Raw genomic sequence first — 25,722 nt, forward strand, 5'->3', positions numbered from 1 at the left:
GGTTCAGGCGCTGGACGAGAAGCCCTTGCGGGTCATCTTGCCCCAGCCCTGGGCCCCGGTCAGGAACTGCCAGGTGCCGCGCAGCCGCCAGAAGTTGTTGATCTGGCGATAGCCGAAGTTCTCCAGGATCGCCGCGCCCATCAGCACGGCGAGACTGCGGGCGTTGGGAAAACGCCGCAGCTCGGTCTCCTCCAGCGCCAGGGCGCCGACGCTGATGACGATGCCGAAGCCGAAGGTCACGGCCAGCAGCGCCCACAGGTAGTCGACGTCCAGCACGCCCAGCAGCCAGAAGGCCGGGATCAGCACGTAGCCGAAGATCTCGATCAGCGGCCCTAGCACGTCGACCACCAGGATGTGGCCGAAACCGATCAGCCCGATCCGGCCATAGCGCGGATTCAGGATCATGTCCCTGTGCCGGAAGAAGGTCTCCAGCGCCCCGCGATGCCAGCGCGCCCTCTGGCGCGACAGCACGGCCATGGTCTCGGGCGCTTCGGTCCAGCACACCGGCTCGGGCGTGAAGGCCACGCGATAGGGTTTGCCCAGGCGGCGGTAGTGCTTGTGCAGCTTGACCACCAGCTCCATGTCCTCGCCGACCGTGCCGTGGCTGTAGCCGCCGACGTCGAGCACGGCCTGGCGGCGGAACAGGCCGAAGGCGCCGGAGATGATGGTCAGGGCCGAGATGCGGCTCCAGGCCAGGCGGGCCATCAGGAAGGCGCGCAGATATTCGACGGTCTGCAAGCGGGCCAGCAGGTTCTTCGGGACGCCCACCTCGACCACCCGCCCGAACGAGATCTTGCAGCCATTGGCGATGCGGATCGTGCCGCCCACGGCCACCGTGCGATCGGGATCCTCGACGAACGGCGCCACCGCTCGCAGCAGGGCGTCGACCTCCAGCAGGGAGTCGGCGTCCATCGAGCAGACGATCGGCGAGCGCGACAGGTTGATGGCCGCGTTCAGGGCGTCGGCCTTGCCGCCGTTGTCCTTGTCGACCACCAGCAGGCGCGGCTGGTTGGCGGCGGCGTAGAGGCCGCGGATGCGCTGGCACGAGGCGGCCAGGTCGTAGTGGCGCTCGACGGGATGCAGCTCGAAGGCGTCGATCAGCACCTGCAGGGTTTCGTCCTTGGAGCCGTCATTGACCACCACGACCTCGAAGTGGGGGTATTGCAGGGCCAGCAGCGAGCGCACGCTTTCGACGATGGTCAGGGCCTCGTTATAGGCCGGGGCCATCAGGGTGATCGGCGGGGCGGCCTCGGCGTAGCGCCGCCAGAGCAGGGCGGCCTGGTTGACCGGCGGGGCCTGCGACAGCGCACGGGCCGCCAGGATCAGCTGGTAGAGATAGAGCGCGTTCTGCAGCAGGCCGGTGGCGATCACCGCCCAGGCGATGGTCTCGGCGAAGCGGACGACGACGAGAGCCAGGACCTCCAGTTCGGGCAGCATGGTCAGGCGCCCTCCGCCAAGGCGCGCTCGGCCGCCCGTTGGGCCACGGGGCGCGTATCGTCTCCGGCGACGGCCTCCAGCAGGGCGCGACCGGTCTTGCCCAGCTTTCCAAGGGCGTCGCCGGCCCGGAAGCGCACCCACCATTCCGGATCATCCAGAAGCGCGGCCATCGGGGCCGCGAGCTTGGCCAGTCCCGCGGCCCCGACCGCCTCGGCGGCGGCGGCGCGAACTGTCCAGGCCTCGTCGGTGAGCGCGGCGGTCAGGGGCGCGGCGGCGGCGGGGTGTTGCAGCCGGCCAAGGCCTCGCACGGCCGCCGTGCGCACGTCGAGATCGGGATCGCTCGCCGCCGCCGCCAGCGCCGGCACCGCCTCGTAGGCGCCCGAGCGGCCCAGGGCGTCGAGCAGCAGCGCCCGCATCAGCGGCGTCAGGCCCTGGCGGTCGAGCGCCAGCAGGCCGTCGGCCGGCCGGGCAGCCACCGCCTGGCGCATCAGTTCAGCATAGACCCGCGAGGGCGCCAGCTCGCCCGAACCCGCATAGTCGAGCAGGCGCGAGGCCGAGGGCGGCGCTCCAACCGCCGCCAGGCCCTTCACGGCCGCCATCCGCACGTTCGGATCCTTGGAACCGATGGCGCGGCGCAGAGCGGCCTTGGCTTCCTCGCCGCCCAGGGCGGCCAGGGCCTCGACGCTGGTCAGACGTTCGTCGCGCGATCCGCGGGTCGCGCGCTTCTCCAGGGCGGCGACGAGGCCCAGCCGCTTGAGCGCGGCCATGGCGCGATCCTGGTCGGCGCCGCGGATCATGCCCTGGAAGTCGAGTATGGCCTCGGCCAGCACTTCCGGCCGCCGCACGAACCGGCCCAGTTCGTCCGCCGCCTCGGCCTGGCCGCGCAGCAGACCGGAGAGGGCCTGGATGATGATCCGGCGTTCGCTGGCGCGATCGGCCGCGCCGGCCTCCTTGAAAAGCCGCGCGACGATCAGCGCGCTCATCCAGGTCAGCGCCCCGGCGATCAGGACGAGGGCGACGACCCAGATCAGCGTCAGCGACGACATCTAGAACCGTCGGGTGACGGCGACGCCGATCTCGTCGCGGTCATAGGCCGTGCGCTTCTCGTGGGCGCCGGCGATCTGCACCGTCCAGCGCGGCGCAAGGTCGAAGGCGACCCCGGCCGACACGGCCTCGACCGGCACGGTGGCGCCGTCGGCGCTTTCCGGCGCGTCGGCCCAGCCCAAGCGCAGGCGCAGGCGCTCGGTCGCCGCCCATTCGCCGTTCAGGGTGTAGCCGGACTGATGCTTGCCGCGCTCGTCCTCGGTGTTGATAGAGCGGGCCGTCAGTGACACCGGCCCGGCCGCCAGCACCAGATAGGGCTGCAGGCTCTTGACCTCGCCGACCGCGTAGCGCGACCAGACGCCGTCCAGGCCCAGCCGCGCCCGGAAGGTTCCGGTCGTCCGCAGCCCGGCCGAGCCGCCGGCCCGTACGGTGAACTCCGGCCGATAGTCGGCGTCCGGCGCGCCGCCGACGGCGATGAAACCATCCCAGCGCGGCGAGAAGGTGTGCGCCGCCAGCACCTCGCCATAGGTATCCGAGACGCCGAACCGCTCGGTGTGCTCGATGGAGCCGCCGATCGTCGTGCGCGGATCGATGCGGCGGGAGAGGGCGAGGGTGGCCGAACTCCAGTGACCCAGGTCCTGGCTGAGTTCGCTGCGGGCATAGGCGACGTCCAGCCGCCAGCTCGGCTCGCCCGGCATGGCCAGGGTGGCGGAGATCTGCTGGTCGAGCGCGCGGGCCTCCGCATCGTCGCCGGCGGCCAGCAGCGGTGTGAGTCGACGCCTGGCCAGTTCGGGGCGTCCGGCGAACAGCGCCGAGCGGGCGTAGGCGATGCGGGCGTCGCGATAGTCGGGGGCCAGGGCGAGGGTGGTCTCGAAGGCCCGGTCGGCCTCGGCGTAGCGCTGGGCGGCCATCCGCGAGAGGCCAAGGTTCAGCCAGACGTCGGGGTCCTTGGGGCGCTGCCTGGACAGCTGGTCGAAGGCGGCGATCGCCTCGCCCGTGCGTCCGGCCTGACGCGCCGCCACCGCCGAGGCGTAGGCGGGATCGGCCGTCTGGGTTTCCTGGGCTTCCTGGACCGCCTCGATCACGCGGCCACCGGGGCGATGCGGAACAGCCGCGCCAGCAGCTCGTCCGGATCGAACGGCTTGGGCAGGTAGTCGGCGGCGCCGAGGTTCAAGGCCGTGACGATGTCGTTTCGACCCTTGAGGGCCGTCAGCATGACCACGGGGATGTCGCGCAGGGCGTCGTCGCCCTTCATCCGCCGCAGCACCTCGAAGCCGTCGATGATCGGCATCATGCCGTCCAGCACCACGACCTGCGGCCGCGCGGTCCGGGCCGCCTCCAGCACGGCGCGGCCGTCCTCGAAGACGCTCACCTCGTAGCCGGCCATGCTGAGCTTGTGCTCCAGGATCTCCCGGAGCAGGGCGTCGTCGTCCGCTATCAGGACCGAAGGCGAGGACGCTTGGTTACTATCGGATCGCCTCGATGCCATGCCATGCCTGCAAGCTTAGCTATAGGGGAGTCGAAGAGCACCTATCCAGAGTGGTTCAGAACCGCGCGCGAGGCCAGCGCGAACATCGCGCGTTTGGTTAACCGGGGCGGCGTTGCGCGTCAGGCGCGCAAACGAAGCCGGCGCGTAAAGCGCCGGCGTCATCGAGAAATTGTCGGAAAAAGGCCGAAGCCTATTCGGGCGGGCAGCCCTTGAACTCGCCGACCTTGGTCACCGAGAGGTTGGCGAGGTTCAGGTCCGCCAGCGGCTTCATCGAGCCGGCGCCTTGGCCGCTGAACATGTCGATCTTGTTGCCCTTGATCGCCCCGCCGATGTCGGAGGCGTACCAGTAGCCGTCGTGCTTTTCGCCGTTGGGCATCGGCAGGCCGACGGTTTCCTTGATGAAGACCACGGTGCGGCGCGGGATCACCTTGGTGTCGACCGCCAGGGTGCGCATGGCCACCACCTTGCAGCCGAGGCTGTCGAGGGCTCGGATGCCCCGGGCGCCGGCGTGGTAGAGCGTCGCCTTCATCTTGTATTCGATCGAGCCGGGCAGGCTGCCGGTGAGGGCGCCGGCGATCAGTTCGCCCAGGGGGTCCTTGCGCTCGGAGTCAGGACCCGCGGCGGCGGGGAGGGCGGCGAACATGGCCATGAAGGCCAAAATTCCGGCGAGCGTGCGTCGCATCGAGGTTGTCCTCTTATCGGCGTATCTGTCGGTTCGGCGGTCTCCTTAAGCCGATCACGGCTCCGTGACAACCCGCTTAAAACCGCCCAAATGGGCCGGAATCGGATGAAAACTTCTGATCAAGCTCGGAACTCGGTTGAAAATTCAATCGTTTAGCGCGCCGTTTGAAAAGTGAGGGAGGGCGACGGAATGACGCTGCGGATCTTCGGCGACGGTAAGTCGGGCAACTGCCTGAAGGTGAAGTGGACCGCCGAGCGCCTGCGTCTTCCCTACGAATGGATCGAGGTCGACATCCTCAAGGGCGAGTCGCGCACCGAGGGCTTCCTGGCCATGAACCCGGCCGGGCAGGTGCCCGCGGTGATCCTCGAGGACGGCCGCGCCCTGGCCCAGTCCAACGCCATCATGCTGCATCTGGCCGAGGGCTCGGTGCTGATCCCGGCCGATCCCTACCTCAAGGCCAAGATGTACGAGTGGCTGTTCTGGGAGCAGTACAGCCACGAGCCCTATGTCGCGGTGGCCAGGTTCCAGGTCGCCTACATGGGCAAGCCGGCCGAGTCGCTGGACGGGAAGATCGTCGAGCGCGGTCACGCGGCCCTGGCGCGCCTGGAAAACGGCCTTTCCGGCAGCGGTTTCCTGGTCGGCGACCGCCTGACCCTGGCGGACATCGCGCTGGTGGCCTACACCCGTGTCGCCCACGAGGGCGGTTTCGATCTGTCGCGCTATCCGGCCGTCAAGGCCTGGGTGGGCCGCATCGAGACGGCCCTCGGCATCGATTGAAACGCCTCGGAGCGCGCATGACGTCGCCGTCTTCCACCGTCAAGATTCTCGTCCTCGCCGCCGCCCTGGCTGCACCGGCTCAATCGGCCCTGGCCTGGGGCGCCTCTGGCCACCGCATGGTCGGCGTGCTCGGCGCCTCGACCCTGCCGGAAGACGTGCCGGCCTTCGTGCGCAGCCCCTACGGCGTGGCCGCCATCGGTGAATACGCCCGCGAGCCGGACCGCTGGAAGGGCTCGGGCAAGGTGCACGACGCCGACCGCGACGCCGCCCACTTCCTGGATCTCGACGACGAAGGCCGCATGTTCGGCGGGCCGAAGTTCACGGTCGAGACCATGCCGGCCACCCGCGCCGACTACGAGACCGCCCTGCGCGCCGCCGGCCAGGACAGCTGGAAGGCCGGCTATCTGCCGTACGCCATCATCGACGGCTACCAGCAGCTGGTGAAGGACTTCACCTACTGGCGCATCCTGGTGGCGGCCGAGAAGGCGACCACCGACGCCCAGAAGAAGGCCTGGTACGCCGCCGACCTTAAGCGCCGCGAGGAGCTGCTGCTGCGCGACCTGGGCGTCTGGGCCCACTATATCGGCGACGGCAGCCAGCCGCTGCACATGAGCGTGCACTACAACGGCTGGGGCGACTATCCGAACCCCAACAACTACACCCAGAGCAAGGGCACCCACGGCGCCTTCGAAGGGCCGCTGGTCAAGGCCGTGGCCAAGGACGACGAGGTCAAGGCGCTGATGCCGGCCCCGGTCGACTGCGCCTGCAGCATCGAGACCCGCATGGTCGGCTACCTGACCACGACCTGGAAGCAGACCGAGCCGCTGTACCAGCTGGAAAAGGCCGGCGGCATGGTCGAGACCGATCCGCGCGCCAAGGCCTTCGTCGACGCCCGTCTGGCCGCCGGCGCCGCCGAGCTGCGCGACGTCGTGACCATGGCCTGGAAGGCCAGCGCCAACGGCAAGATCGGCTATCGCCCCGAGATCAGCGTCGCCGACGTCGAGTCCGGCAAGGCCGATCCGTGGAACGACCTGTTCGGCAAGGACTGACATCCTTGATCGCGTTCTACGCCCCCGACGCGTCCCTGGCCTACCAGGACCGTCACGCCGCCTTCGGCATCGCCGAGGACACGCAGGGGCGGATCGCCCTGGTCGAAGTGACCAAGCCCGGCAAGGCGCCCTATTTCGACCTGCCGGGCGGCGCCGTCGACGGTGACGAAACCGAGGGCGAGGCCCTGGTCCGCGAGTTCGGCGAGGAGACGGGTCTCGTCGTCGAGGTCGGCGCGCGCGTGGTCGACGTCTCCCAGCCGTTCCTGAAGTCCGACGGCCAGCCGGTGCGGAACTATGGCGGAATCTACGCCGTCAAAGCGATCGGCGAACGCCCCGACCTCAAGGTCGAGGACGACCACAAGCTGGTCTGGCTGGATCCCCGCGACGCCGTCGTCGCCCTGCGCCACGACGCTCACTCCTGGGCGGTCGCGGCGTGGATGCGGAAGGGTTTTATTTAGCGTGGCAGCGCTTGTTCCATTTCATTCATAAGTAGAATTAGGTCTCCGGGCCATATATCGGCGAAAAATACCTTTCGCCCATGATCCGCCTCAGTGTATTTTGTGTTGTGCCACTGTACTGTCGTGGGGAAGCGAATTTCGAGGTCGCCTCCATGTGAAAGTGCGTTGCGGATAACGCGGCCAAAATTCCATACTGTTGGCCAATTTTCGTAATCGCTTCGCTTTTTGCCGTAAGTTGAGTAAATTCTATCTACACTATTCTCGTAAAATGCAGTAAACATGGCTTGACTTAGGCCAAATAGAAAAGGGCCTGCATGGTCCCATGTCGATGGGGGCTGTGGGGGGGATTAATTCGATTGGTGAGCACTGGAATTGGATGGTTTCGGGAAGCCAGTTTCGGACGAACCGCATCAACAAATCGCGAGGGGCGCAGGTTAGTCGAGTTTTGCTCGCCACGGAATCGAGGGTTGCTGTATCTTCGATGCGCCACGGTCGTGCGATTTGATCTGGAGAGTTATAGGCCTCTGTGAGGGCCGAAAAGCTGGCTATGGCTGCAATGAATGTTGCTATGGGTTGAAATGTAAGATCGTTCTGATCGATCTTTAGTGTCAAACTTGTTTCTTCGGCGTCGAGGGCTTCGACCTCCTTTTCGCCGAGGAGCAGTCGTTTTGTCATAGCTCGTGCCAGTCTCAGATTGATTGTGCGCGATAATCCATTTTTCGACCTTGATATTCAACCTGCCGCCTAGTTCGCCTTCTTCTTCAGCAGGGCCTTGGCCTCGGCCGGGGCGACCTGGTCGAACAGCATCGACAGGTGCTGGTCCTTGGCGTGGTCGTTGTGCAGGTCCCAGGCCAGGGAGATCGGCAGGCGCAGGCGACCGCCGTCGGGCAGGCGGGCCACCAGCACGCGCCAGCTGAAGCCGTCGCCCGGATCGCCCAGCGGGCCGAACTCCAGCGGGGCCGGGTCGCGCAGGCGGAAGGCGCGGTCGGCCTTGGCGGCGAACCAGGCCAGGTCCTCGGCGGCGGTCGGGTCGGCGGCGGGCGGCGCGAGCTTGCCCTTGAGATTGCGGACCATGACGGCCTCCGAAGCGTTGAAGCGGGCGTCTCTAGCACTTCACGCCGGGACTTCCCATGTCCAAGGCTCGGGCTGGGCGTCCGAACACAACGAGGCTCGGGTGAGCAAGGATAGGCCGATCAAGCGCGTACGCGCCGACTGGAACGAGGTGGTCCTCGTCTGTCGCAAGTGCTCGCGCAAGCTGGACGGCGGCTTCGGCAAGGGCGGCGAGCAGAGCTTCGCCAAGGCCCTGCGCAAGGCCTCCGGCGGCGGCAAGGGCAAGGATCGCAAGGCGCCGCTGGCGGTGATCGAGGTCGATTGCTTCGACGTCTGCCCCAAGGACGCCGTGGTCGCCGTCAACGCCTCACGGCCGCGCGAATGGGTCGTCGTTCCGCGCGGCGCGCCGATGGACGCCGTCACCGCGCGCCTGGGTCTCGCCGCCAACGACGCTGAAGCCGCCTGAAGCCGAGTCTGCTATCAGGCGCGCCATGAGCCGCAAACGCGCCGATATCCTGCTGGTCGAGAAGGGCCTGTTCGACAGCCGCGCCAAGGCGTGCGCCGCCATCGAGGCCGGCCGCGTCACGGCCGACGGCAAGGTCGTGGCCAAGGCCTCCGAGGCTATCGCCGAGGACGCCGAGATCATCGCCGAGGCCGCCCATCCCTGGGTCGGTCGCGGCGCCCTGAAGCTGGTCCGCGCCTTGGAGCTATGGCCCGTCACCGTCGATGGCCGGATCGCCATCGATGTCGGCGCCTCGACCGGTGGCTTCACCGAGGTGCTGCTGTCGAAGGGCGCGGCCCGCGTCCTGGCCGTCGACGTCGGCCGCGACCAGCTGCATGCGAGCCTCAAGGCCGATCCCCGCGTCGAGGACCTGTCGCCGCTCGACGCCCGCGCCCTGACCGTCGAGCACGCGCCGGACGGCGTCGACCTCGTGGTCACCGACGTCAGCTTCATCTCGCTGGAAAAGGCGCTGCCGGCGGCCTTGGCTCTGGCCGGGCCCGGCGCTGACCTCGTCGCCCTGGTCAAGCCGCAGTTCGAGGCCGGCCGCGAGAACGTCGGCAAGGGCGGCCTGGTCAAGGATCCCGAGATCATCGCCGCCTGCGTCGAGCGGGTGTCGGCGTTCCTGGAGGCGTCCGGCTGGACGGTCCGCGAGCATGCCGACAGCCCGATCGCCGGCGGCGAGGGGCAGGTCGAGAAGCTGCTCTGGGCGGTGAAGGGTTAATCCCAGGGCTCGCCCAAATTCGTCATCCCGGGTCTGGGCTTCGCTGCGGCCGGGATGACGATGAAATTGGAGTTTGCAAAAAGAGCGGCACTAGGCCGAGGCCAGTCGTCCGCCGGCCGTCGCATAGGCTTGGCTGCCCCGCGTCAGCACCTGGTCGCCGCCGACGATCTCGGCGATGCCGATGTCGCGCGCGCCGGCCAGCCGCTCGTAGAGCGCGGCGAAGTCGCGCAGGGTCACTTCCTGCAAGGTCTGGATCGACGGGATGACGAAATAGACCTGCTGGAAGTCGTCGATGCGGTAGGGGGTGCGCATCACCCGCTCCAGGTCGAAACCGATGCGGTTGGGGGAGGGGTCTTCCAGGGCGAAGATTGACTCCGTCCGCGACGAGACGATGCCCGCGCCATAGATCCGCAGACCCGCCGGCGTCGCCATCAGTCCGAACTCGACCGTGTACCAGTACAGCCGCGCCAGATTGGCCAGCCGCCCCAGGCCCAGCGCCCGCTGGCCGCCCTTGCCATAGGCCTGCATGTAGTCGGCGAAGACCGGATCGGTCAGCATCGGCACGTGGCCGAACACGTCGTGGAAGACGTCCGGCTCCTGCAGGTAGTCCAGCTCGTGCGGCTTGCGGATGAACTGGCCGGCCGGGAAGCGGCGATTGGCCAGATGGTCGAAGAACACGTCGTCGGGCACCAGGCCCGGCACGGCCACAACGCTCCAGCCGGTCAGGCGCTGGAGCTCCTCGTTGATGCGATTGAAGTCGGGAATCCCGGTGCGGTGCAGGTCCAGGGCGTCGAGGCCGCGCAGGAACTCGTCGCAGGCGCGGCCCTGCAGCACCTCGGCCTGGCGTTCGTAGAGGGTGATCCAGACGTCGTGTTCGGCCTGGCTATAGGCTTCCCAGCCCTGATCGATCGTCCAATCGGGCCGCCCCCCTGGGGGCAGCCCGCCGCTGAAACCGTCTGCGCTCATGAAACGACGTTACGCCCGCTCAGCGGCAAGTTCCGTTCGATTTTTGCGCGCAACCGCCATGTGGGCGGATAGGCATGCCTGTCAGTGCGAGATCCGGGGGCGAAGCTTGTAGGCGCCGTGATCGAAGGACTCGAAGATCAGCGCGGCTTGCGGATGGTGCACGGGCTCGCCGGTCTCGTCTGCCAGCAGGTTCTGCTCGGAGACATAGGCGACGTAGGTGTTGTCGTCGTTCTCGGCCAGCAGGTGGTAGAACGGCTGGTCCTTGGACGGCCGGATGTCCTCGGGGATCGACTCCCACCACTCGTCCGTATTGGCGAACACGGGGTCGACGTCGAACACCACACCCCGGAAAGGGAAGATGCGGTGCTTGACGATCTGGCCGATCGCGAATTTGGCGAGTCTCTCGTTCATGATGAAGAGATTACGACGAGTCTCCTGACTGAATCCTGAACGTAAACGACGCCCATTGTCGCGCAACGCCATGCTTCCGAGAGGCGAACTCGATTGCTATGGTCGGCGACGAAGTGAGGCGGTTCGTCACGAATCGCCTGCGAGACAAGGTGGAAAGACCATGTCGGAGGCGCCGAGAGCGCCCGGCGCATCCCAGGCCCAGGACGGCCGGGAACGACGCCGGCCTCCGGGCGAGCAGCCGTGTTACGCGGCGCTCGATCTCGGAACCAACAACTGCCGCCTGCTGGTGGCGACGCCTTCTCCGCGCGGTTTCCGCGTCGTCGAAGCCTATTCCCGCATCGTCCGGCTGGGCGAGGGGCTTTCCCAGACAGGCCAGCTGTCCGACGCGGCGATGGAGCGGTCGATGGCCGCCCTCAAGGTCTGCGCCGAGAAGATCCGCCGCCGCAAGGCGATCCGGGTCAAGGCCGTGGCCACCCAGGCCTGCCGCGGCGCCTCCAATGGAACCGAATTCGTCCGCCGCGTGGCCGAGGAGACCGGTCTGCGGCTCCAGATCATCACCCCGCGCGAAGAGGCGCAGCTGTCGGTCGCCGGCTGCATGAGCCTGTTCGACCGCCAGGCCGACGCGGCGCTGGTCGTCGATGTGGGCGGCGGCTCGACCGAGCTGTCCTGGGTCGATCTCAAGGCCGGCGGGCTCGACGCCAAGCCGCGTCAGTTCGAGGCCTGGAAGCTGCCGATCCGCGCCTGGCTTTCGATCCCGATCGGCGTCGTCACCCTGGCCGAGCGCTTCCCCGAGGGCGAGCGGGCCGACGACGGCTGGTTCCGGGCCATGGTCGAGGAAGTGAAGTCCAAGATCGCGGCCTTTCCGCACGCCGCCCCGATGCGCAAGACCTTCGACGCCGGCCGGGCCCACCTGGTCGGCACCTCCGGCGCGATCACCAGCCTGGCCGGGCTGCACCTCGGCTTGCCGCGCTACGACCGCAACGTCGTCGATGGGCTGTGGATGCAGCGAACCGACTGCGAGGCCGCCGCCGACCGCTTGCTGCAACTGACCGCCAAGGAGCGGGCGCTGGAACCCTGCATCGGGGCCGATCGCGCCGACCTGGTTCTGGCCGGCGCGGCCATTCTTCAAGCCGTTCAAGAGCTTTGGCCATGTTCGCGCGTGCGAGTCGCCGACCGAGGGCTTAGAGAGGGGCTCCTGATGTCTCTGATGTCGGATCGGCAGAAGCGCCCCCGCCGTCGGCGGCGCGGCGGAGCCGGTTCGGCCCGAACGGTGAACGCATGAACGACGAGCCCCCCAGACGCCGGATGGTCAAGCCGCCCACGGGCGGCAACGCCGACGGCCGCGCCAAGCCCGCGCGCCTGAAGACCGCCGACGGCCGCACGCCCAGCCAGCAGGCCTGGCTGGAGCGCCAGATCAACGATCCGTTCTCGGCCAAGGCCCGGGCGCTCGGCTATCGCAGCCGCGCCGCCTTCAAGATCAGCGAGATCGACGAGAAGTTCCGCTTCTTCAAGAAAGGCGCGCGGGTCATCGACCTCGGCTGCGCGCCCGGCGGCTGGCTGCAGATCGCGGTCGAGCGCGGCGTGACCCAGCTGGTCGGCGTCGACCTGCTGCACGTTGATCCGGTCGAGCCGGCTCACATCATCGAGATGGACTTCACCGACCCGGCCTGTCCGCCCAAGCTGATCGAGCTGCTGGGCGGCGCGCCGGACCTCGTCATGTCGGACATGGCTCCGAACACCGTCGGCCATCGCGAGACCGATCACCTGCGCATCGTCGGCCTGATCGAGATCGGCGCGGAATTCGCCATCGAGACCCTGCGTCCCGGCGGCGCCTTCGTCGCAAAGGCCTTCCAGGGCGGCGAGACCTCCGAGGTCATCGCCCGCCTGAAGAAGCACTTCGAGAAGGTCCAGCATTTCAAGCCCAAGGCCAGCCGCCAGGACAGCTCCGAGGTCTTCCTCGTGGCGACAGGCTTCAAGGGACGCTGATCAGCTGAGTCGTCGCGCCGCCTGACCGAGTGTCTGCTTCAATCGGCTCTCGTGCTGGGTTTGCGTCGATCGGTGAGAATGTTCCGGCGAGTGGACTCGAGTATTGCGCCGCCGCGATGTTTCCGACGCGTCTTTCGGGAATGTTTATAGAGACTTTCTTTTAGGTTGTGTTTTCGGGATTTGCTTCGAAAATACTGGAGCTTGCAGCCCTGGGTGATCTTGCTCTGGCTTTCGCGTGGGTGTGATCTCGGCGTGAGCGTATCCCCCGCGCTCGCCAGACTGGATATCTCCCCATGACCCGTTCGCTCGTCACCGCGCTCGCTGTCGCCTTCGCCGTTTCCGCTGCCGGCGGCGCCATGGCCGCTCCCTGCAAGGATGCGAAGGGCAAGTTCATCAAATGCCCGGCCGCCGCCGCGCCGGCCAAGCCGGTCAAGTGCAAGGACGCCAAGGGCAAGTTCGCCAAGTGCGGCACGCCGGGCGCCAAGCCGGTGAAGTGATCCGGCGGCCGGGGAGGGGCGAGCCGTTCCTTCCCGGCTTCTGTTCCAGAAAATCATCTCCATTTCCGGCTCCGGGCGGGTCGACAAACGCCCGCCTCGCGACTATACCCGCGCCGCAAAATGGAGAATCCGATGGAGATTCGCGAAGGGCTCACCTTCGACGACGTTTTGCTCGAACCTGGTCCGTCCGACGTCATGCCGACGCAAGTGACGACCGAGACCAAGTTCACGCGTGAAATCAGTCTGAACATCCCGCTCGTGTCCGCCGCCATGGACACGGTCACCGAAAGCCGCCTCGCCATCGCCATGGCGCAGGCCGGCGGTCTGGGCATCCTGCACCGCAACCTCTCCAACGAGGAGCAGGCCGACCACGTCCGCGAGGTGAAGCGGTACGAAAGCGGCATGGTCATCAACCCGCTGACCATCCACCCCGACACCACCCTGGCCGAGGTCCGCGAGATCACGGCCCGCCGCAAGATCTCGGGCTTCCCGGTGGTCGAGCGCGAGACGGGCAAGCTGGTCGGCATCCTGACCAACCGCGACATGCGCTTCGAGGGCGACGCCAGCGTCCCGGCCTCGGCGCTGATGACCCGCGAGAACCTGATCACGGTGGGCGAGGGCGTCGATAGCCGCGAAGCCCGTGAGCTGCTGCGCAAGCACAAGATCGAACGCCTGATCGTCGTCGATGACGCCTACCGCGCCGTCGGCCTGATCACGGTGAAGGACATCGAGAAGGCCCAGGCTCACCCCCTGGCCGCTAAGGACGACAAGGGCCGCCTGCTGGTCGGCGCGGCCTCGACAGTCGGCGACGCCGGCTTCGAACGTTCGATGGGCCTGGTGGACGCCGGCGTCGACGTCGTCGTCATCGACACCGCCCACGGCCACTCCAGCCAGGTCGCCGCGGCCGTCTCGCGCCTGAAGCGCGAAGCCAACCGCGTCCAGATCGTGGCCGGCAACATCGCCACCTACGACGCCGCCCGCGCTCTTATTGACGCCGGCGCCGACGCGGTGAAGGTGGGCATCGGCCCGGGCTCGATCTGCACCACCCGCATCGTCGCGGGCGTGGGCGTGCCGCAGCTGACCGCGATCATGGAAGCCGTCCGCGCCGGTCGCGAGAGCGGCGTGCCGGTGATCGCCGACGGCGGCATCAAGTTCTCGGGCGACCTGGCCAAGGCCATCGCCGCGGGCGCTTCGACCGCCATGATGGGCTCGATGTTCGCCGGCACCGAAGAGGCGCCGGGCGAGGTGTTCCTGTACCAGGGCCGCTCGTACAAGAGCTATCGCGGCATGGGCTCGGTGGGCGCCATGGCCCGCGGCTCGGCCGACCGCTACTTCCAGAAGGAAGTGACCGACAGCTTCAAGCTGGTGCCGGAAGGCATCGAGGGCCAGACCCCGTTCAAGGGTCCGATCGCCCCGGTGCTGCACCAGCTGGTCGGCGGCCTGCGGGCGGCCATGGGCTATGTCGGCGCTCCCACGATCGCGGAACTGCAGGAGCGCGCGCGCTTCGTGCGGATCACGGGCGCGGGCCTGCGTGAAAGCCACGTCCACGACGTGATGATCACGCGCGAAGCTCCGAACTATCCGAGCGCGGTCTAGGCCATGCAGATGGCCTTCGAGCTGAAGATGCTGGCGGCGGCGGTCGTCATCGGGCTGGTCCACCTTCTGTGGGCCAGCGCGGCGGCCCAGCCCCAGCGCGGCTTGAAGTGGAATGTCGGCTCGCGGGAGACGCCGGTCGTGCTGACCGGCATGGCCGGACGGCTCGAAAGGGCCTTCGCCAACTTCCGCGAGACCTTCGCGTTCTTCGTCGCCGCCGTGCTGGTCGCCTATCTGGGTGGCCGGCTCGGCGCGCTGACCGTCGCCGGAACCGCGCTCTATGTCGGCGCCCGGGCGGTCTACATCTTTCTCTATGCGTTCGGCGTGCCGGTCGTTCGCAGCCTGGTCTGGGTCGCCTCTATGGCGGGCTTGGGCTTGGTCCTTCTGGCGTTGGTGATTTAGCTCCATGCGTGACGGAGGACGGGTTTCCGCGGCGATCGAGGTTCTGACCGAGATCGAGACGCGGCATTTTCCGGTGAAGATGGCGCTCAAGCGCTGGGGCGAGGCCGCGCGCTACGCCGGCTCCAAGGACCGGGCCTTCGTTTCGGGCCTCGTGCTCGACGCCCTGCGTCGCAAGCGCTCGCTGGGTTGGGCGATGGGCGATCCCGCCGCGCGCGGCGTCGTGCTCGGCGTCCTGGCCTTCGTCTGGAAGTGGCCGGCCGAGCGCATCGCAGAAGCCGCTTCGGAAGAACACGGCTTCGGCGCGCTTTCCGAGACCGAGCAGGCCCGCCTGAAGGATCCCGTCTCGCTGGACGGCGCGCCCGCGCCGGTGGCCGGTGACTATCCCGACTGGCTCGAACCGCATCTGGCCCGCGCCCTGGGCGCCGACCAAGTCGCCGAGATGGCCGCTCTGTCTGAGCGCGCTCCGGTCGACCTGCGCATCAACACCCTGAAGACCGACGCCGAGCGCGGCGCCAAGGCCCTGGCGCCGATCAACGCCGCTCCGGCCGGCATCCTGCCCAACGCCTTCCGCATTCCCACGCCCGCCGCGGCCGATCGCACGCCTTCGGTCGAGGCCGTGCCGGCCTTCTCCAAGGGCTGGTTCGAGGTCCAGGACCTGGGCTCGCAGATCGCCGCCGCCGTGGCCGGCGAGGTCAAGGGCAAGCAGGTGCTCGACTTCTGCGCCGGCGGTGGGGGCAAGACGCTCGCCCTGGCAGCCGCCATGGGCAATAGCGGCCAGATCTTCGCCCATGACAGCGACGCCCGCCGCCTGGCCGACACCATCCGTCGCGGCCAGAGGGCAGGGGTCCGCAACCTGCAGATCCGTTCGCCGATCGAGGCTCAGCCGCTGAAGGGCCTGGAAGGCAAGATCGACGTCGTCTTCGTCGACGCCCCTTGCACCGGCGCCGGCACCTGGCGGCGTCACCCTGATGCGAAATGGCGTCTGTCGCCCGACCAATTGGCCAAGCGCCAGATCGAGCAGGACAGCGTCATGGAGGACGCCTCGACCTTCGTGAAGGCCGGCGGCCGCATGGTCTACGTCACCTGTTCGCTGCTGACCGAGGAGAACGAGGACCGCGTCGCGGCCTTCCTCGAGCGCCACCCCGAATTCACCGTCAAGCCGATCGCCCTCGACGGCGTCACCCATGTGACCCCGGAAGGCTATCTGCGCCTCACCCCGCACCGCGCCGGTACGGACGGCTTTTTCGCCGCCGTGCTGCAGCGCTCCACCTACGCCCCCTGATCGACGCATACGACCGCTGGAGACCCGCCCGATGACCACCGAACCCCACCACCAGCGCGTCCTGATCGTCGACTTCGGCAGCCAGGTGACCCAGCTGATCGCGCGCCGGGTGCGCGAGGCCGGCGTCTATTGCGAGATCCATCCGTTCGACAAGGCCGAAGAACTCGTCGACGACTACCAGCCTTCGGCCATCATCCTGTCGGGCGGCCCGGCCAGCGTGCTGGAGGCCGACAGCCCCCGCATCGGCCGCAAGCTGTTCGACCTGGGCCTGCCGCTTCTGGCCATCTGCTACGGCCAGCAACTGCTGTGCGACGTGCTGGGCGGCAAGGTCGAGGGCGGCCACGCCGGCGAGTTCGGCCGCGCCGAGCTGACCATCGGCAAAACCAGCCCGCTGTTCCAGGGCCTGGCTGGCGTCGGCGAGCTGGAAACCGTCTGGATGAGCCACGGCGACCGCGTCACCGCCATCCCCGAGGGCTTCGAGGTGGTGGGCACCTCGAACGGCGCGCCCTTCGCCGCCATCGCCAACGACGCCAAGAAGATCTACGCGCTGCAGTTCCACCCCGAGGTCTACCACACGGTCAACGGCCCCCAGATCTACAAGAACTTCCTGGCCCTGGCCGGCCTGAAGGGCGACTGGACCATGGCCGCCTTCCGCCAGGAGATGGTCCAGAAGATCCGTGACCAGGTCGGCGACGGCAAGGTGATCTGCGGCCTGTCGGGCGGCGTCGACAGCTCGGTGGCCGCCGTGCTGATCCACGAAGCCATCGGCGCCCAGCTGACCTGCGTCTTCGTCGACACCGGCCTTCTTCGCAAGAACGAGGCCGACCAGGTCGTCACCCTGTTCCGTGACCACTACAACATCCCGCTGGTCCATGTGGACGCCGGCGACCTGTTCCTGGGTGAACTGGCCGGCGTTTCCGACCCGGAGACCAAGCGCAAGACCATCGGCAAGCTGTTCATCGACGTCTTCGACAAGGAAGCCGCCAAGATCGACGGCGCGCAGTTCCTGGCCCAGGGCACGCTCTATCCCGACGTCGTTGAGAGCGTCTCGGCCCGCGGCGGCCCCTCGGCCGTCATCAAGAGCCACCACAACGTCGGCGGCCTGCCCGACTACATGAAGCTCAAGCTGGTCGAGCCCCTGCGCGAGCTCTTCAAGGACGAGGTCCGCGCCCTGGGCGTCGAGCTGGGCTTGGCCCCCGCCTTCGTCGGCCGCCACCCGTTCCCCGGCCCGGGTCTGGCCATCCGCATCCCGGGCGAGATCACGCCCGAGAAGGTCAAGGTCCTGCAGGACGCCGACGCCATCTACCTCGAAGAGATCCGCAACGCCGGCCTCTACGACAAGATCTGGCAGGCCTTCGCCGTGCTGCTGCCCGTCAAGACGGTCGGCGTTATGGGCGACGCCCGCACCTATGAGAACGTCCTGGCTTTGCGCGCGGTGACCTCGACCGACGGCATGACCGCCGACTTCTTCGAATTCCCCTGGGAAATCCTCGGCAAAACCGCCACCCGGATCATCAATGAAGTCCGAGGCGTCAACCGCGTCGTCTACGACGTGACCAGCAAGCCGCCCGGCACGATCGAGTGGGAATAGCGGTAAGAAAATACCGCATCCGCCGGATCTGAATCCGTCGTCCAGGGGGGCGCTTTGGTCATCCCTGCGAATGCCATTCTCGCGTCCAGGGGGCCTCGTGATCCGTAGGGAAGCTCGCTTGTAGCCCTTGCAAGCGGCTTCCCGGCGGTGTCGTGCTGTGGCGTGCAAAGGCAGGCAACCGGTCGAGATCCCCGGCTTTTCGAAGCTGATGGTCTGGCGCGAGCGGACGCACCTTGATCCGGGGCGTCGATGGGCGAGGGCGCCGTTGACCGAGATCATCGCCCCGTCCCCGAATTGATACCCGCGAACTGATTAGTGATCGCGCGCCCGGCTCGGGCGGGACGCAGCATGGCTCTTCATCCGACAAGGGCGTCGGCAAGGAAGACCAGAACGATGGGGGAGCGCCAGGATAAGGCGGCTTGGTTCAAGTCGACCATCTTGCCGCATGAGGCCGCGCTGAGGCGCCACCTGCGCCGGCTCATGTCGCCGTTCGACGTCGACGATACGATCTCCGAGGTCTTCACGCGGGCCTACACGGCCGCGGACTGGAACCGGATCACCTCCGGCAAGGCCTATCTCTTCGCCATCGCGCGCAACCTGATCCTCGATAACGCTCGCCGGCAGAAGGTCGTGGCCTTCGAGTCCTACGCCGATATCGATACGCTGCAGACGCCCGACGGCTATGCCTCGCCCGAGGCTCAGGTCTCCGCCAGGGACGAGCTGCGGGCGCTGCAGGCGGCCATCGACGACCTGCCGCCCAAGTGCCGAGAGGTCTTCCTTCTGCGGCGGGTCGAAGAACTTTCCGTCGCCCAAGTGGGGGACAGGCTGGGTTTGGCCGTTAAGACAGTAGAGCGGCATATGACCAGGGCCTTGGCTCAGCTAACGCGAACGCTCGCGCAGAGCGACACCTTGAGCCCAGCGGATTCTGGAACGAGATGGCGGACAGGAACGCGGAAACCCTGAACGAAGAGGCGGCGGCCTGGTTCGTCCGCCGGCAGCGTCCGCAGGTCTCGCCCGCCGACCAGAAGGCCTTCGACGCCTGGATGGAAACGCCGGCCCATGCGGTCGCCTACCACCGGGTGGAGGCGACCTGGGAGCGGACCGAGCGGTTGCGGGCGATCCCCGCCGTCGAAGCGGCCAAGTCCGCGCGGCGTCATGTTCCCGGCGTGATGACCCGGCGGGCGGCGGCGGCCGTTCTCCTGGCGGGCGCGGGCGTGGCGACGTCGCTGGCGCTCCGGCGGCGCACGCCCTACGCCACGGCGCTGGGCGAGCGTAGGACGGTGCAGCTCGCCGACGGCTCGCATGTGAACCTCAATACGGCCAGCCGCATCGAGGTCGATTTCCGAGGCGGCTCTCGCCGGATCCGTTTGTTGGCGGGCGAGGCCCTGTTCGACGTCGCCAAGGATCCCAAGCGCCCTTTCGTCGTCCAGGCCGAAGACGCGCGTGTCCAGGCGCTGGGCACGGTGTTCAATGTCCGCCTGCGGGACGCCAGTGTCGAGGTGACCGTGGCGGAGGGCGCGGTGGCTGTCGAGGCCACGGAGAAGAACGCCGCCCGGACGGGGCCGCCCAGCGCCAGCCGCCTCGTCGCGGGCTCGGCCGCCATGATCGGTTCCGGCGCGGTTGCTGAGCTCTCGCTGGACGCCAGTACGCTGCAGCGGCGCGTGGTCTGGACCGAAGGCGTCATCGACCTGCACGGCGAAACGCTGGAGCAGGCGGTGGCGGAGTTCAACCGCTACAGCGACGCCAAGCTGGTGGTCGGCGATCCGACCCTGGCCGCCGTGCGGGTGGGCGGCACGTTCGAAACCGACGGCGCCGACAGGTTCGTCGAGGCGCTGGAGGCCGGTTTCGGGGTGCGGACCGTGCGCGGGGAGGGCGTCACCTACCTGATGCCCAAATAATTTCAGGCCGGCGATGGGGGACTGAGCCAAGCCGTTCGTTTCTATTTCCAGATAACAAAAATATCTGGAGGAAGCGAATGTACACGAGGGGGCGTGCAAGTAGATCCGCGCGTATCGTTCTGTTGAGCGGCGTGGCTCTGACATTCATGACGGCTGGTGCTCAAGCTCAATCATCGAGTCACAATTACAATATTGCTTCCGGCAGCGTGGCTGATGCGCTCAACGATTTTGGGCATCAGGCGAACGTTCGGATTCTATTTCCCTATACGCCCGTGGCTGGCAAGCAGACGCCGGCGATCACGGGGCTGTTGAGCGACGCCGAGGTCCTGCAGAGGCTGGCCTCCGCGGGTGGCCTCAAGGTGGCGGTCAACGACGGCAAGACTATCGTCCTCACCCAACCCAAGCCCGATCAGGCAGCGCCTCCCGCACCTCAGCCCGAGCCCGCCGCGGAAACGAGCCAGGCCGTGACGGAAGTGGTGGTCACCGGCTCGCGCGTGATCAAGAACGGCGACAACAGCCCGACCCCGGTCACGGTTGTCAGCGCCGAGGACATCCTCAAGGCTAATCCCAGCACGATCGCCGACGCCCTGAGTTCGATCCCGGCCCTGATGGGCTCGCTGGGCCAGTCGACGAACCAGGGCACGAGCGCCGGCAACCTGGTCGGCAATACGCTGAACCTGCGCGGCGTCGGCCCGACGCGGGCCCTGATCCTGTTCGACGGCCATCGGGTCGCTCCGACGACTCAGGCCTCGGCCGTCAATGTCGATGTCATTCCTCAGATGCTGCTCAAGCGCGTCGACATCGTCACCGGCGGTGTCTCGGCGGTGTACGGCTCGGACGCCGTCAGCGGCGTGGTCAACTTCATCACCGACACCAAGTTCAACGGCCTAAAGGTTGAGGCGCGCACCGGCGTTTCCCAATACGGCGACGGCCAGCGCAGCCAGGTCGGTTTCGCGGCCGGCACGCGCCTGTTCGACGGGCGCGGCCACATCGAGTTCTCGTACGACTATTCCGACGACCCCGGCATCACCGACAAGCTGAGCCGGTCCTGGTTTCAGAAGGTCTGGAGCGAGCAGGGCGCGGTCGCGGGCGGCGGTACGGTGGGCAAGGCGGCAAACCCCTACAAGCTGACCCAGAACACCCGCCTGTCGACGACGAGCTTCGGCGGCCTGATCACCAGCTGCGCCCTGAACGGCCTGCGGTTCGAGCAGGGCGGGACGCTCACGCCCTTCGTCCACGGCGTCGCCACCGGCACGACCGGCGTCGAGAGCGGTGGCGACGGGGCCTACTACACGGCGACTTCGCTGGAGATGATGCGGGTCTCGCATCAGCTCTTCACGCGGTTCGACTACGATCTGAGCGATAACGTCCATGTCTACGCGCAGCTTGCGGGCTCGCAGATCCACAACCTCAACAACGACCGCAACGCCGAGGTGCGAGGCATCCAGGTCGGCTATAACAACGCCTTCCTGTCGTCGGTTCAGTCCGCCTACCAGCCGGCGATCGCCGCGGCCAAGGCCGCCAATCCGTTGGGCTCGTTCACGTTCAGCAAGATGTTCACCGACATCCCGGCCTACCAGGCCGACACCCACGAGCAGCAGTTCATGCTGCTGACGGGGCTGGAGGGGAAGTTCGACAAGTTCGACTGGTCGGTGGGTTACGGCCATTCGAACTCGATCCAGGACACCCGCAACAACCACAACATCAATCGGGGCCGCCTGCTGGCGGCGATCAACGCTGTGGTCGATCCGGCCAGCGGCGAGATCGTCTGCAACGCCTCGCTGACCAACGCGGCCTATAAGGACTGCGTGCCGCTGAACCTGTTCGGGACGAACTCGGCCAGCTCGGAAGCGATCAAGTACATCGAGCAGGTCACCAAGTACCGGGCCGAGTACACGATGGACGACCTGCACGGCAGCCTGTCAGGCGCGCCGTTCTCGACCTGGGCCGGTCCGGTCAACATGGCGGTGGCGGGCGAATGGCGCCGTCTGGCTTACAACCTGCAGAGCAACGCCCAGCCGTCCGACGTCGTCGACTGCAAGGGCATTCAGTTCAACTGCTCGGCCACGGTCACGCCTTACCTGTCCAACATCATCGCCGACCGTACGCCGGTCAGCCAGACGGTGAAGGAGCTCTCGTACGAAGCCGACGTTCCGCTGATCCGCGACGTGATCCTGGTCAAGTCGTTCAACCTGAACCTGGCCGCCCGTTACACCGACTACAACACCAGCGGCAGCGTCTGGACCTGGAAGGTTGGCGGCGACTGGAAGGTCAATGACGACCTGACCTTCCGGGGCACGCAGTCGCGCGATATCCGGGCGCCGACGATCAACGACCTCTATGCGCCGGCCTTGCTGACGCCGCGCAGCTATGTCGACGTCCACACCGGCGTGTCGGGGCAGGTCAATCAGTATACCCTGGGCAATCCGAACCTGACGCCCGAGATCGCGGCCACGACGACGCTGGGTCTGGTCTGGCGTCCGACGGCGATCCCGCGCCTCAGCGTCGCGATCGACGGCTATCGGATCAAGATCAAGAACGCCATCGTCACGGTCGACGCCTACAATTCGGCGATCGCCTCGCTGTGCGAGAGCAGCAACGGGACCTCGGCGGTCTGCGCCCTCTATGCGCGTCCGCTGCCGTTCAGTGATCGCTCCGCCGCCAACTATCCGACGGCCCTGTACGCCCAGGCCCTGAACGTGGCGTCGGTCGAGACCTACGGCATCGACGTGGAGGCCAACTACGCCACCAAACTGTTCGACCGGGATTTGACCCTCCGGGCCCTGACGACCTACCAACCGCACCTGATCTACGACCAGGGTCCCAGCGGTAAGGTCGACGCGGCCGGCGCGGCCGACACCCTGCCGGGCTTGCCGCCGATTCCGGCGGTGAAGGCGCAGTTCGTCGTCAACTATGACCTGACGCCGAACCTCTCGATCCTGGTGCAGGAACGCTGGCGCGCGGCCTTGCAGCAGAACGGCACGCCGGGCCTGGTCTTCGCCGATCCGAAGGTGCCCTCGGCGGCCTATACCGACGCGACCCTGACCTATGACCTAAAGGCCTGGGCCGGAAACACGTCGCTCTACGTGAACGTCAAGAACCTGTTCGACAAGGCGCCTGACCCGTTCGCCAGCACCGGCGCCTCGGCCATCCCCGGCGTCTTCGGAGGCTTCGCCCAGGGCGACGACATCATCGGTCGCTACTACACCGTGGGCTTCCGCTACCGACACTAGACCCCAAGCGCCCCGGGAGCGTGGGTCTCCCGGGGCGTCCCGGTCCCTTCGAGGAGAAGACATGTACAAGCGATCCGCGCTGGCCGCGGCCTTGCTTTGCGGCGCGATCTGCGGCGCGCCCGCGGCCGCCGGCGAACTACGCGTCGGGGCGGGGAGGGTGTCCGTGACGCCCGCGCCATCGGACTTCCCGTTCGCGCCGTCTACCGCGCCCAGCCTCAACACCGGCCCGGGCGAGCGCAGCTTTGTGGGCGTGCACGACGAGGTCTATGCCCGCGCTCTGGTCATCGACGACGGCGAGCGACGGGCGGTGCTGGTCGTGCTGGAGGTGACCGCCGTTCCGGCCGCCGCCGATATCGCGCGGGCGGTGGCCGAGGCCATCGGCGTTCCGCTCGACGCCGTCATGGTGGCCGCCACCCATACCCACAGTGTGCCGCTGTTCAGCTATGCCGGCGCGCAGCCCAGCGTGCGCGAACAGCGCGAGATCGATCGCCTCAAGCAGGGCGGGGTCCGGGCCGCCAAGACGGCGGTCGACCATCTGCGGTCGGCGCGCGTCGCCTTCGGGCGTGGGCAGGGCTTCGTCAACGTCAACAACGGTGAGCAGGCCGGGTTGAAGACCGGCCATGACCCGCTCGGCCCATCGGACAAGTCGCTGGACGTGGTGCGCTTCGACACGTTGGACGGACAGCCTGTAGCCGTGTTGGTGAACTACGCCTCCCACGCCGAGGTCATGTTCCGAAGCGTGACCAGGGACGGAGGCTACGAGGTCAGCGGCGACCTGCCGGGCGCGGTGTCGCATCTCCTCGAAACCCAGCTTCCGGCCCAGCCCGTGGTGCTGTTCACCGCCGGGGCCGAGGCCGATCAGCTGACCCTGTTCAAATCGTTGCAGAACAACGGTCCCTTGCCGCCGATCGATGCTGGCGCGGGCGGCTGGGCTCTGCTGGACGCCCAGGCCCGCCGGCTGGCCGGTTCAGTGCTGGACGTGATGGTCAGTACGCCGCTGGGAGTATCGACGGCGCGCCTGGGCTTCGCCACCGGCGCGGCGACCTGTCCGGGGCAACAGCTGAAGATCGATCGCGCGACGGGCGCGGTCAGCGTCGAGGCGCGGCCGCCTGTCTCCATTCCGCTTTCGGCGATCACCCTGGGCGACATCGCCCTGGCCGGCGTGGGCGGCGATGTCGCCACCGCGATCGGCCAGGGCTTCAAGGCCGCTTCGCCAGCGCGCAATAGCACCATGATCACCCTGGCCGGCGCCTCGGTCGGCTATGTCTTCGCGGACGCCAGCTATGCGCATCCGGGGCACGGCCTGACCAAGTCGCTGCTGGCCCCGCATTGCTCGGAGCCTGCGGTCGTCGAGGGGCTGGTCGGGCTGATCGGCGAGGCCTCGCGCCGTGGCCGCTAAGTCTCCGCTGCAGATGAAGACCGTCCACCGCATCGGCGCGGCTGTGGCCGCTCTGCTGATGCTGTATCTCGGCGTGACCGGGACGCTGATCCAGGTCCAGGACCTGCGCGCGCTGCTGAGCCGCGCGCCGGAGTCGGATCCGACCATGCTGTCGATCCACGAGGGCGAGAACGGCCGGGCCGACTATGCCGTGTTGGGCAAGCCGGATCTCGACGCGCCGCCGCTGCCGAAGGACCTGGACCTGAACCGGGCGATGGCGATGACCCTCGCGGCGGCGCACCGGGCCGCGCCCGCCGCCGCGCCGCGCTTCGCCGAGATTCGCATGGCCGAGGGCCGGCCGGTGGGGCAGGTCGAGCTGGGCAAGGACCTGAGAGCCTTCGACCTGACGGACCGCGCGATGGTGAAACCGGTGGTCGTCAAGACCGAGCGCCCGCCGCCCTCGCTACGCCAGTCGCTGAAGGAGTGGCACCGCTTCTGGAAGCGCCAGCACGTTCCCGGCGTCTGGTTCGAGCTGATCAGCGGGCTCATCCTGTGGGCCCTGATCATCACCGGCCTGACGCTCTATTTCCGCATGCTGGCCGCGCGCCTGAAGCTCGGGCGGAACAATCCGTTGTGGATGGCCGGCGGCTGGTTGCGCAGCCTGCACCGGATGATCTCGGTCGTGGCCGCCGTCTTCCTGATCGCCGTCGCCGCCAGCGGCACATGGCTGGGCTTCGAGAGCGTCTGGCACACTTTCGTCGCGGGCGGCCGGGTGGACGAGTTTCCGCCCCTGAGCGACGTGGAGGCGACCAGGATGGCGGCCTCGACCCTGACGGCCTTCCGCGCCCGCGAGCCGGAAACGCCGATCAAGGTGCTGCGCGTGCGGATCTACGGTCCGATGAAGCAGGGGATCGTGGTCACCGGCGGCGCGCAGACCCGTCAGCTGGTGTTCGACACCGAGACGGGCAAGACCGCCAGCCTGACCGAAGCCGGCTATCCGGTCAGCGGCTTTCCGCTGGGCATCCAGGTGCATGAAGACGTCAAGCACTTCCACTCGGGCCACATGTTCGGCCTGCCGGCGCGCGGCATGAACCTCCTGGCCGGCCTGTCGCTGATCTTCCTCTCGATCTCGGGCTTGTGGATGTACGTCGACCTGTGGCGCAAACGCGCCAGGCTGGGCCGCAAGGCTCTGTTCTGGATCTAGAACCTCCCTACTGATCGGCGCCGCCAAGCGCGGCGCCGATCACTTTTTCCTGGGAGAAGGATGCGTCGCGGC

Annotated in this window: 25 protein-coding genes; 17 read left to right on the plus strand and 8 right to left on the minus strand. The window is 67.7% G+C overall.

Annotation, left to right across the window (positions count from 1 at the left end; genetic code table 11):
* Positions 1–3 precede the first annotated feature (3 nt).
* The 5 genes from AC07NS_RS21500 to AC07NS_RS21520 form a co-directional block, all read right to left on the minus strand.
* Positions 4–1,437, minus strand: coding sequence for a glycosyltransferase family 2 protein (locus tag AC07NS_RS21500; RefSeq protein ID WP_494606563.1), 1,434 nt, complete (start codon positions 1,435–1,437; stop codon positions 4–6).
* A 2-nt stretch (positions 1,438–1,439) separates the two neighbouring features.
* Positions 1,440–2,483, minus strand: coding sequence for a HEAT repeat domain-containing protein (locus AC07NS_RS21505; protein ID WP_494606565.1), 1,044 nt, complete (start codon positions 2,481–2,483; stop codon positions 1,440–1,442).
* The gene (locus AC07NS_RS21510) at positions 2,484–3,566 is read right to left on the minus strand and encodes a YaiO family outer membrane beta-barrel protein (protein WP_494606567.1); all 1,083 of its coding nucleotides are present in this window, start codon (positions 3,564–3,566) and stop codon (positions 2,484–2,486) included.
* Positions 3,563–3,970, minus strand: coding sequence for a response regulator transcription factor (locus tag AC07NS_RS21515; RefSeq protein WP_494606569.1), 408 nt, complete (start codon positions 3,968–3,970; stop codon positions 3,563–3,565). Before AC07NS_RS21515 ends, AC07NS_RS21510 begins: the two co-directional genes overlap by 4 nt.
* A 190-nt stretch (positions 3,971–4,160) precedes the next feature.
* Positions 4,161–4,652: a 3D domain-containing protein gene (locus tag AC07NS_RS21520; RefSeq protein WP_492856147.1), complete on the minus strand. Its 492-nt coding sequence runs from the start codon at positions 4,650–4,652 to the stop codon at positions 4,161–4,163.
* A gap of 189 nt (positions 4,653–4,841) precedes the next feature.
* Between AC07NS_RS21520 and AC07NS_RS21525 the strand changes: the two genes are divergently transcribed.
* From AC07NS_RS21525 to AC07NS_RS21535, 3 genes are read left to right on the plus strand one after another with little or no spacing between them, the layout of a single operon-like run.
* Entirely contained in the window at positions 4,842–5,429 is a 588-nt protein-coding gene (locus tag AC07NS_RS21525) for a glutathione S-transferase family protein (protein WP_494606571.1), read from the plus strand.
* A gap of 17 nt (positions 5,430–5,446) precedes the next feature.
* The gene (locus AC07NS_RS21530) at positions 5,447–6,478 is read left to right on the plus strand and encodes a phospholipase C/P1 nuclease family protein (protein WP_494606572.1); all 1,032 of its coding nucleotides are present in this window, start codon (positions 5,447–5,449) and stop codon (positions 6,476–6,478) included.
* Positions 6,479–6,483: 5 nt separating this feature from the next.
* The gene (locus AC07NS_RS21535; RefSeq protein ID WP_494606574.1) at positions 6,484–6,936 is read left to right on the plus strand and encodes an NUDIX domain-containing protein; all 453 of its coding nucleotides are present in this window, start codon (positions 6,484–6,486) and stop codon (positions 6,934–6,936) included.
* A 744-nt stretch (positions 6,937–7,680) separates the two neighbouring features.
* Here AC07NS_RS21535 and AC07NS_RS21540 read toward each other — a convergent pair.
* Positions 7,681–8,010, minus strand: a complete 330-nt coding sequence (locus AC07NS_RS21540) for a hypothetical protein (RefSeq protein ID WP_110120265.1) — start codon at positions 8,008–8,010, stop codon at positions 7,681–7,683.
* 100 nt (positions 8,011–8,110) lie between these two features.
* Here AC07NS_RS21540 and AC07NS_RS21545 point away from each other — a divergent pair, with 100 nt between their 5' ends.
* Positions 8,111–8,452, plus strand: a complete 342-nt coding sequence (locus AC07NS_RS21545; RefSeq protein WP_233245263.1) for a (2Fe-2S) ferredoxin domain-containing protein — start codon at positions 8,111–8,113, stop codon at positions 8,450–8,452.
* 25 nt (positions 8,453–8,477) lie between these two features.
* Positions 8,478–9,209, plus strand: coding sequence for a TlyA family RNA methyltransferase (locus tag AC07NS_RS21550; protein WP_494606576.1), 732 nt, complete (start codon positions 8,478–8,480; stop codon positions 9,207–9,209).
* Positions 9,210–9,299: 90 nt separating this feature from the next.
* Here AC07NS_RS21550 and phhA read toward each other — a convergent pair whose 3' ends face one another.
* Both phhA and hspQ read right to left on the minus strand, forming a co-directional pair.
* Positions 9,300–10,175 (minus strand): phenylalanine 4-monooxygenase, encoded by an 876-nt coding sequence (phhA, locus tag AC07NS_RS21555; protein WP_494606578.1) that lies wholly within the window; start codon positions 10,173–10,175, stop codon positions 9,300–9,302.
* Between the two features lie 81 nt (positions 10,176–10,256).
* Positions 10,257–10,586, minus strand: a complete 330-nt coding sequence (gene hspQ, locus AC07NS_RS21560; RefSeq protein WP_494606580.1) for a heat shock protein HspQ — start codon at positions 10,584–10,586, stop codon at positions 10,257–10,259.
* Positions 10,587–10,746: 160 nt separating this feature from the next.
* On the opposite strand from hspQ, the gene AC07NS_RS21565 reads away from it, so the two are divergent.
* From AC07NS_RS21565 to AC07NS_RS21620, 12 genes are all read left to right on the plus strand, one after another.
* Complete coding sequence (locus AC07NS_RS21565; protein ID WP_494606582.1) at positions 10,747–11,868, plus strand: Ppx/GppA phosphatase family protein; 1,122 nt, start codon at positions 10,747–10,749, stop codon at positions 11,866–11,868.
* Complete coding sequence (locus tag AC07NS_RS21570; RefSeq protein WP_494606584.1) at positions 11,865–12,572, plus strand: RlmE family RNA methyltransferase; 708 nt, start codon at positions 11,865–11,867, stop codon at positions 12,570–12,572. Before AC07NS_RS21565 ends, AC07NS_RS21570 begins: the two co-directional genes overlap by 4 nt.
* 293 nt (positions 12,573–12,865) lie before the next feature.
* Positions 12,866–13,069 (plus strand): hypothetical protein, encoded by a 204-nt coding sequence (locus AC07NS_RS21575; RefSeq protein WP_487289482.1) that lies wholly within the window; start codon positions 12,866–12,868, stop codon positions 13,067–13,069.
* A gap of 132 nt (positions 13,070–13,201) precedes the next feature.
* Entirely contained in the window at positions 13,202–14,665 is a 1,464-nt protein-coding gene (gene guaB, locus AC07NS_RS21580; protein WP_494606586.1) for an IMP dehydrogenase, read from the plus strand.
* A 3-nt stretch (positions 14,666–14,668) separates the two neighbouring features.
* Positions 14,669–15,064 (plus strand): MAPEG family protein, encoded by a 396-nt coding sequence (locus AC07NS_RS21585; RefSeq protein WP_494606588.1) that lies wholly within the window; start codon positions 14,669–14,671, stop codon positions 15,062–15,064.
* A 4-nt stretch (positions 15,065–15,068) separates the two neighbouring features.
* Positions 15,069–16,346 (plus strand): RsmB/NOP family class I SAM-dependent RNA methyltransferase, encoded by a 1,278-nt coding sequence (locus AC07NS_RS21590; RefSeq protein ID WP_494606590.1) that lies wholly within the window; start codon positions 15,069–15,071, stop codon positions 16,344–16,346.
* 31 nt (positions 16,347–16,377) lie between these two features.
* A complete protein-coding gene (gene guaA, locus AC07NS_RS21595; RefSeq protein WP_494606592.1) occupies positions 16,378–17,937 on the plus strand; it encodes a glutamine-hydrolyzing GMP synthase in 1,560 nt (519 codons plus the stop codon).
* Between the two features lie 393 nt (positions 17,938–18,330).
* Entirely contained in the window at positions 18,331–18,900 is a 570-nt protein-coding gene (locus AC07NS_RS21600) for an RNA polymerase sigma factor (protein ID WP_494606594.1), read from the plus strand.
* Complete coding sequence (locus AC07NS_RS21605) at positions 18,873–19,835, plus strand: FecR family protein (protein WP_494606596.1); 963 nt, start codon at positions 18,873–18,875, stop codon at positions 19,833–19,835. Before AC07NS_RS21600 ends, AC07NS_RS21605 begins: the two co-directional genes overlap by 28 nt.
* A 272-nt stretch (positions 19,836–20,107) precedes the next feature.
* A complete protein-coding gene (locus AC07NS_RS21610) occupies positions 20,108–23,068 on the plus strand; it encodes a TonB-dependent receptor domain-containing protein (protein WP_494606598.1) in 2,961 nt (986 codons plus the stop codon).
* Positions 23,069–23,129: 61 nt separating this feature from the next.
* Positions 23,130–24,467 (plus strand): neutral/alkaline non-lysosomal ceramidase N-terminal domain-containing protein, encoded by a 1,338-nt coding sequence (locus AC07NS_RS21615; RefSeq protein ID WP_494606600.1) that lies wholly within the window; start codon positions 23,130–23,132, stop codon positions 24,465–24,467.
* On the plus strand, positions 24,457–25,650 hold the full coding sequence (locus AC07NS_RS21620; protein WP_494606602.1) for a PepSY domain-containing protein: 1,194 nt from the start codon (positions 24,457–24,459) through the stop codon (positions 25,648–25,650). The genes AC07NS_RS21615 and AC07NS_RS21620 overlap by 11 nt, the downstream gene beginning before the upstream one ends.
* Positions 25,651–25,722 lie beyond the last annotated feature (72 nt).

The sequence above is a fragment of the Caulobacter sp. GW821-FHT10A10 genome, from assembly GCF_059415745.1.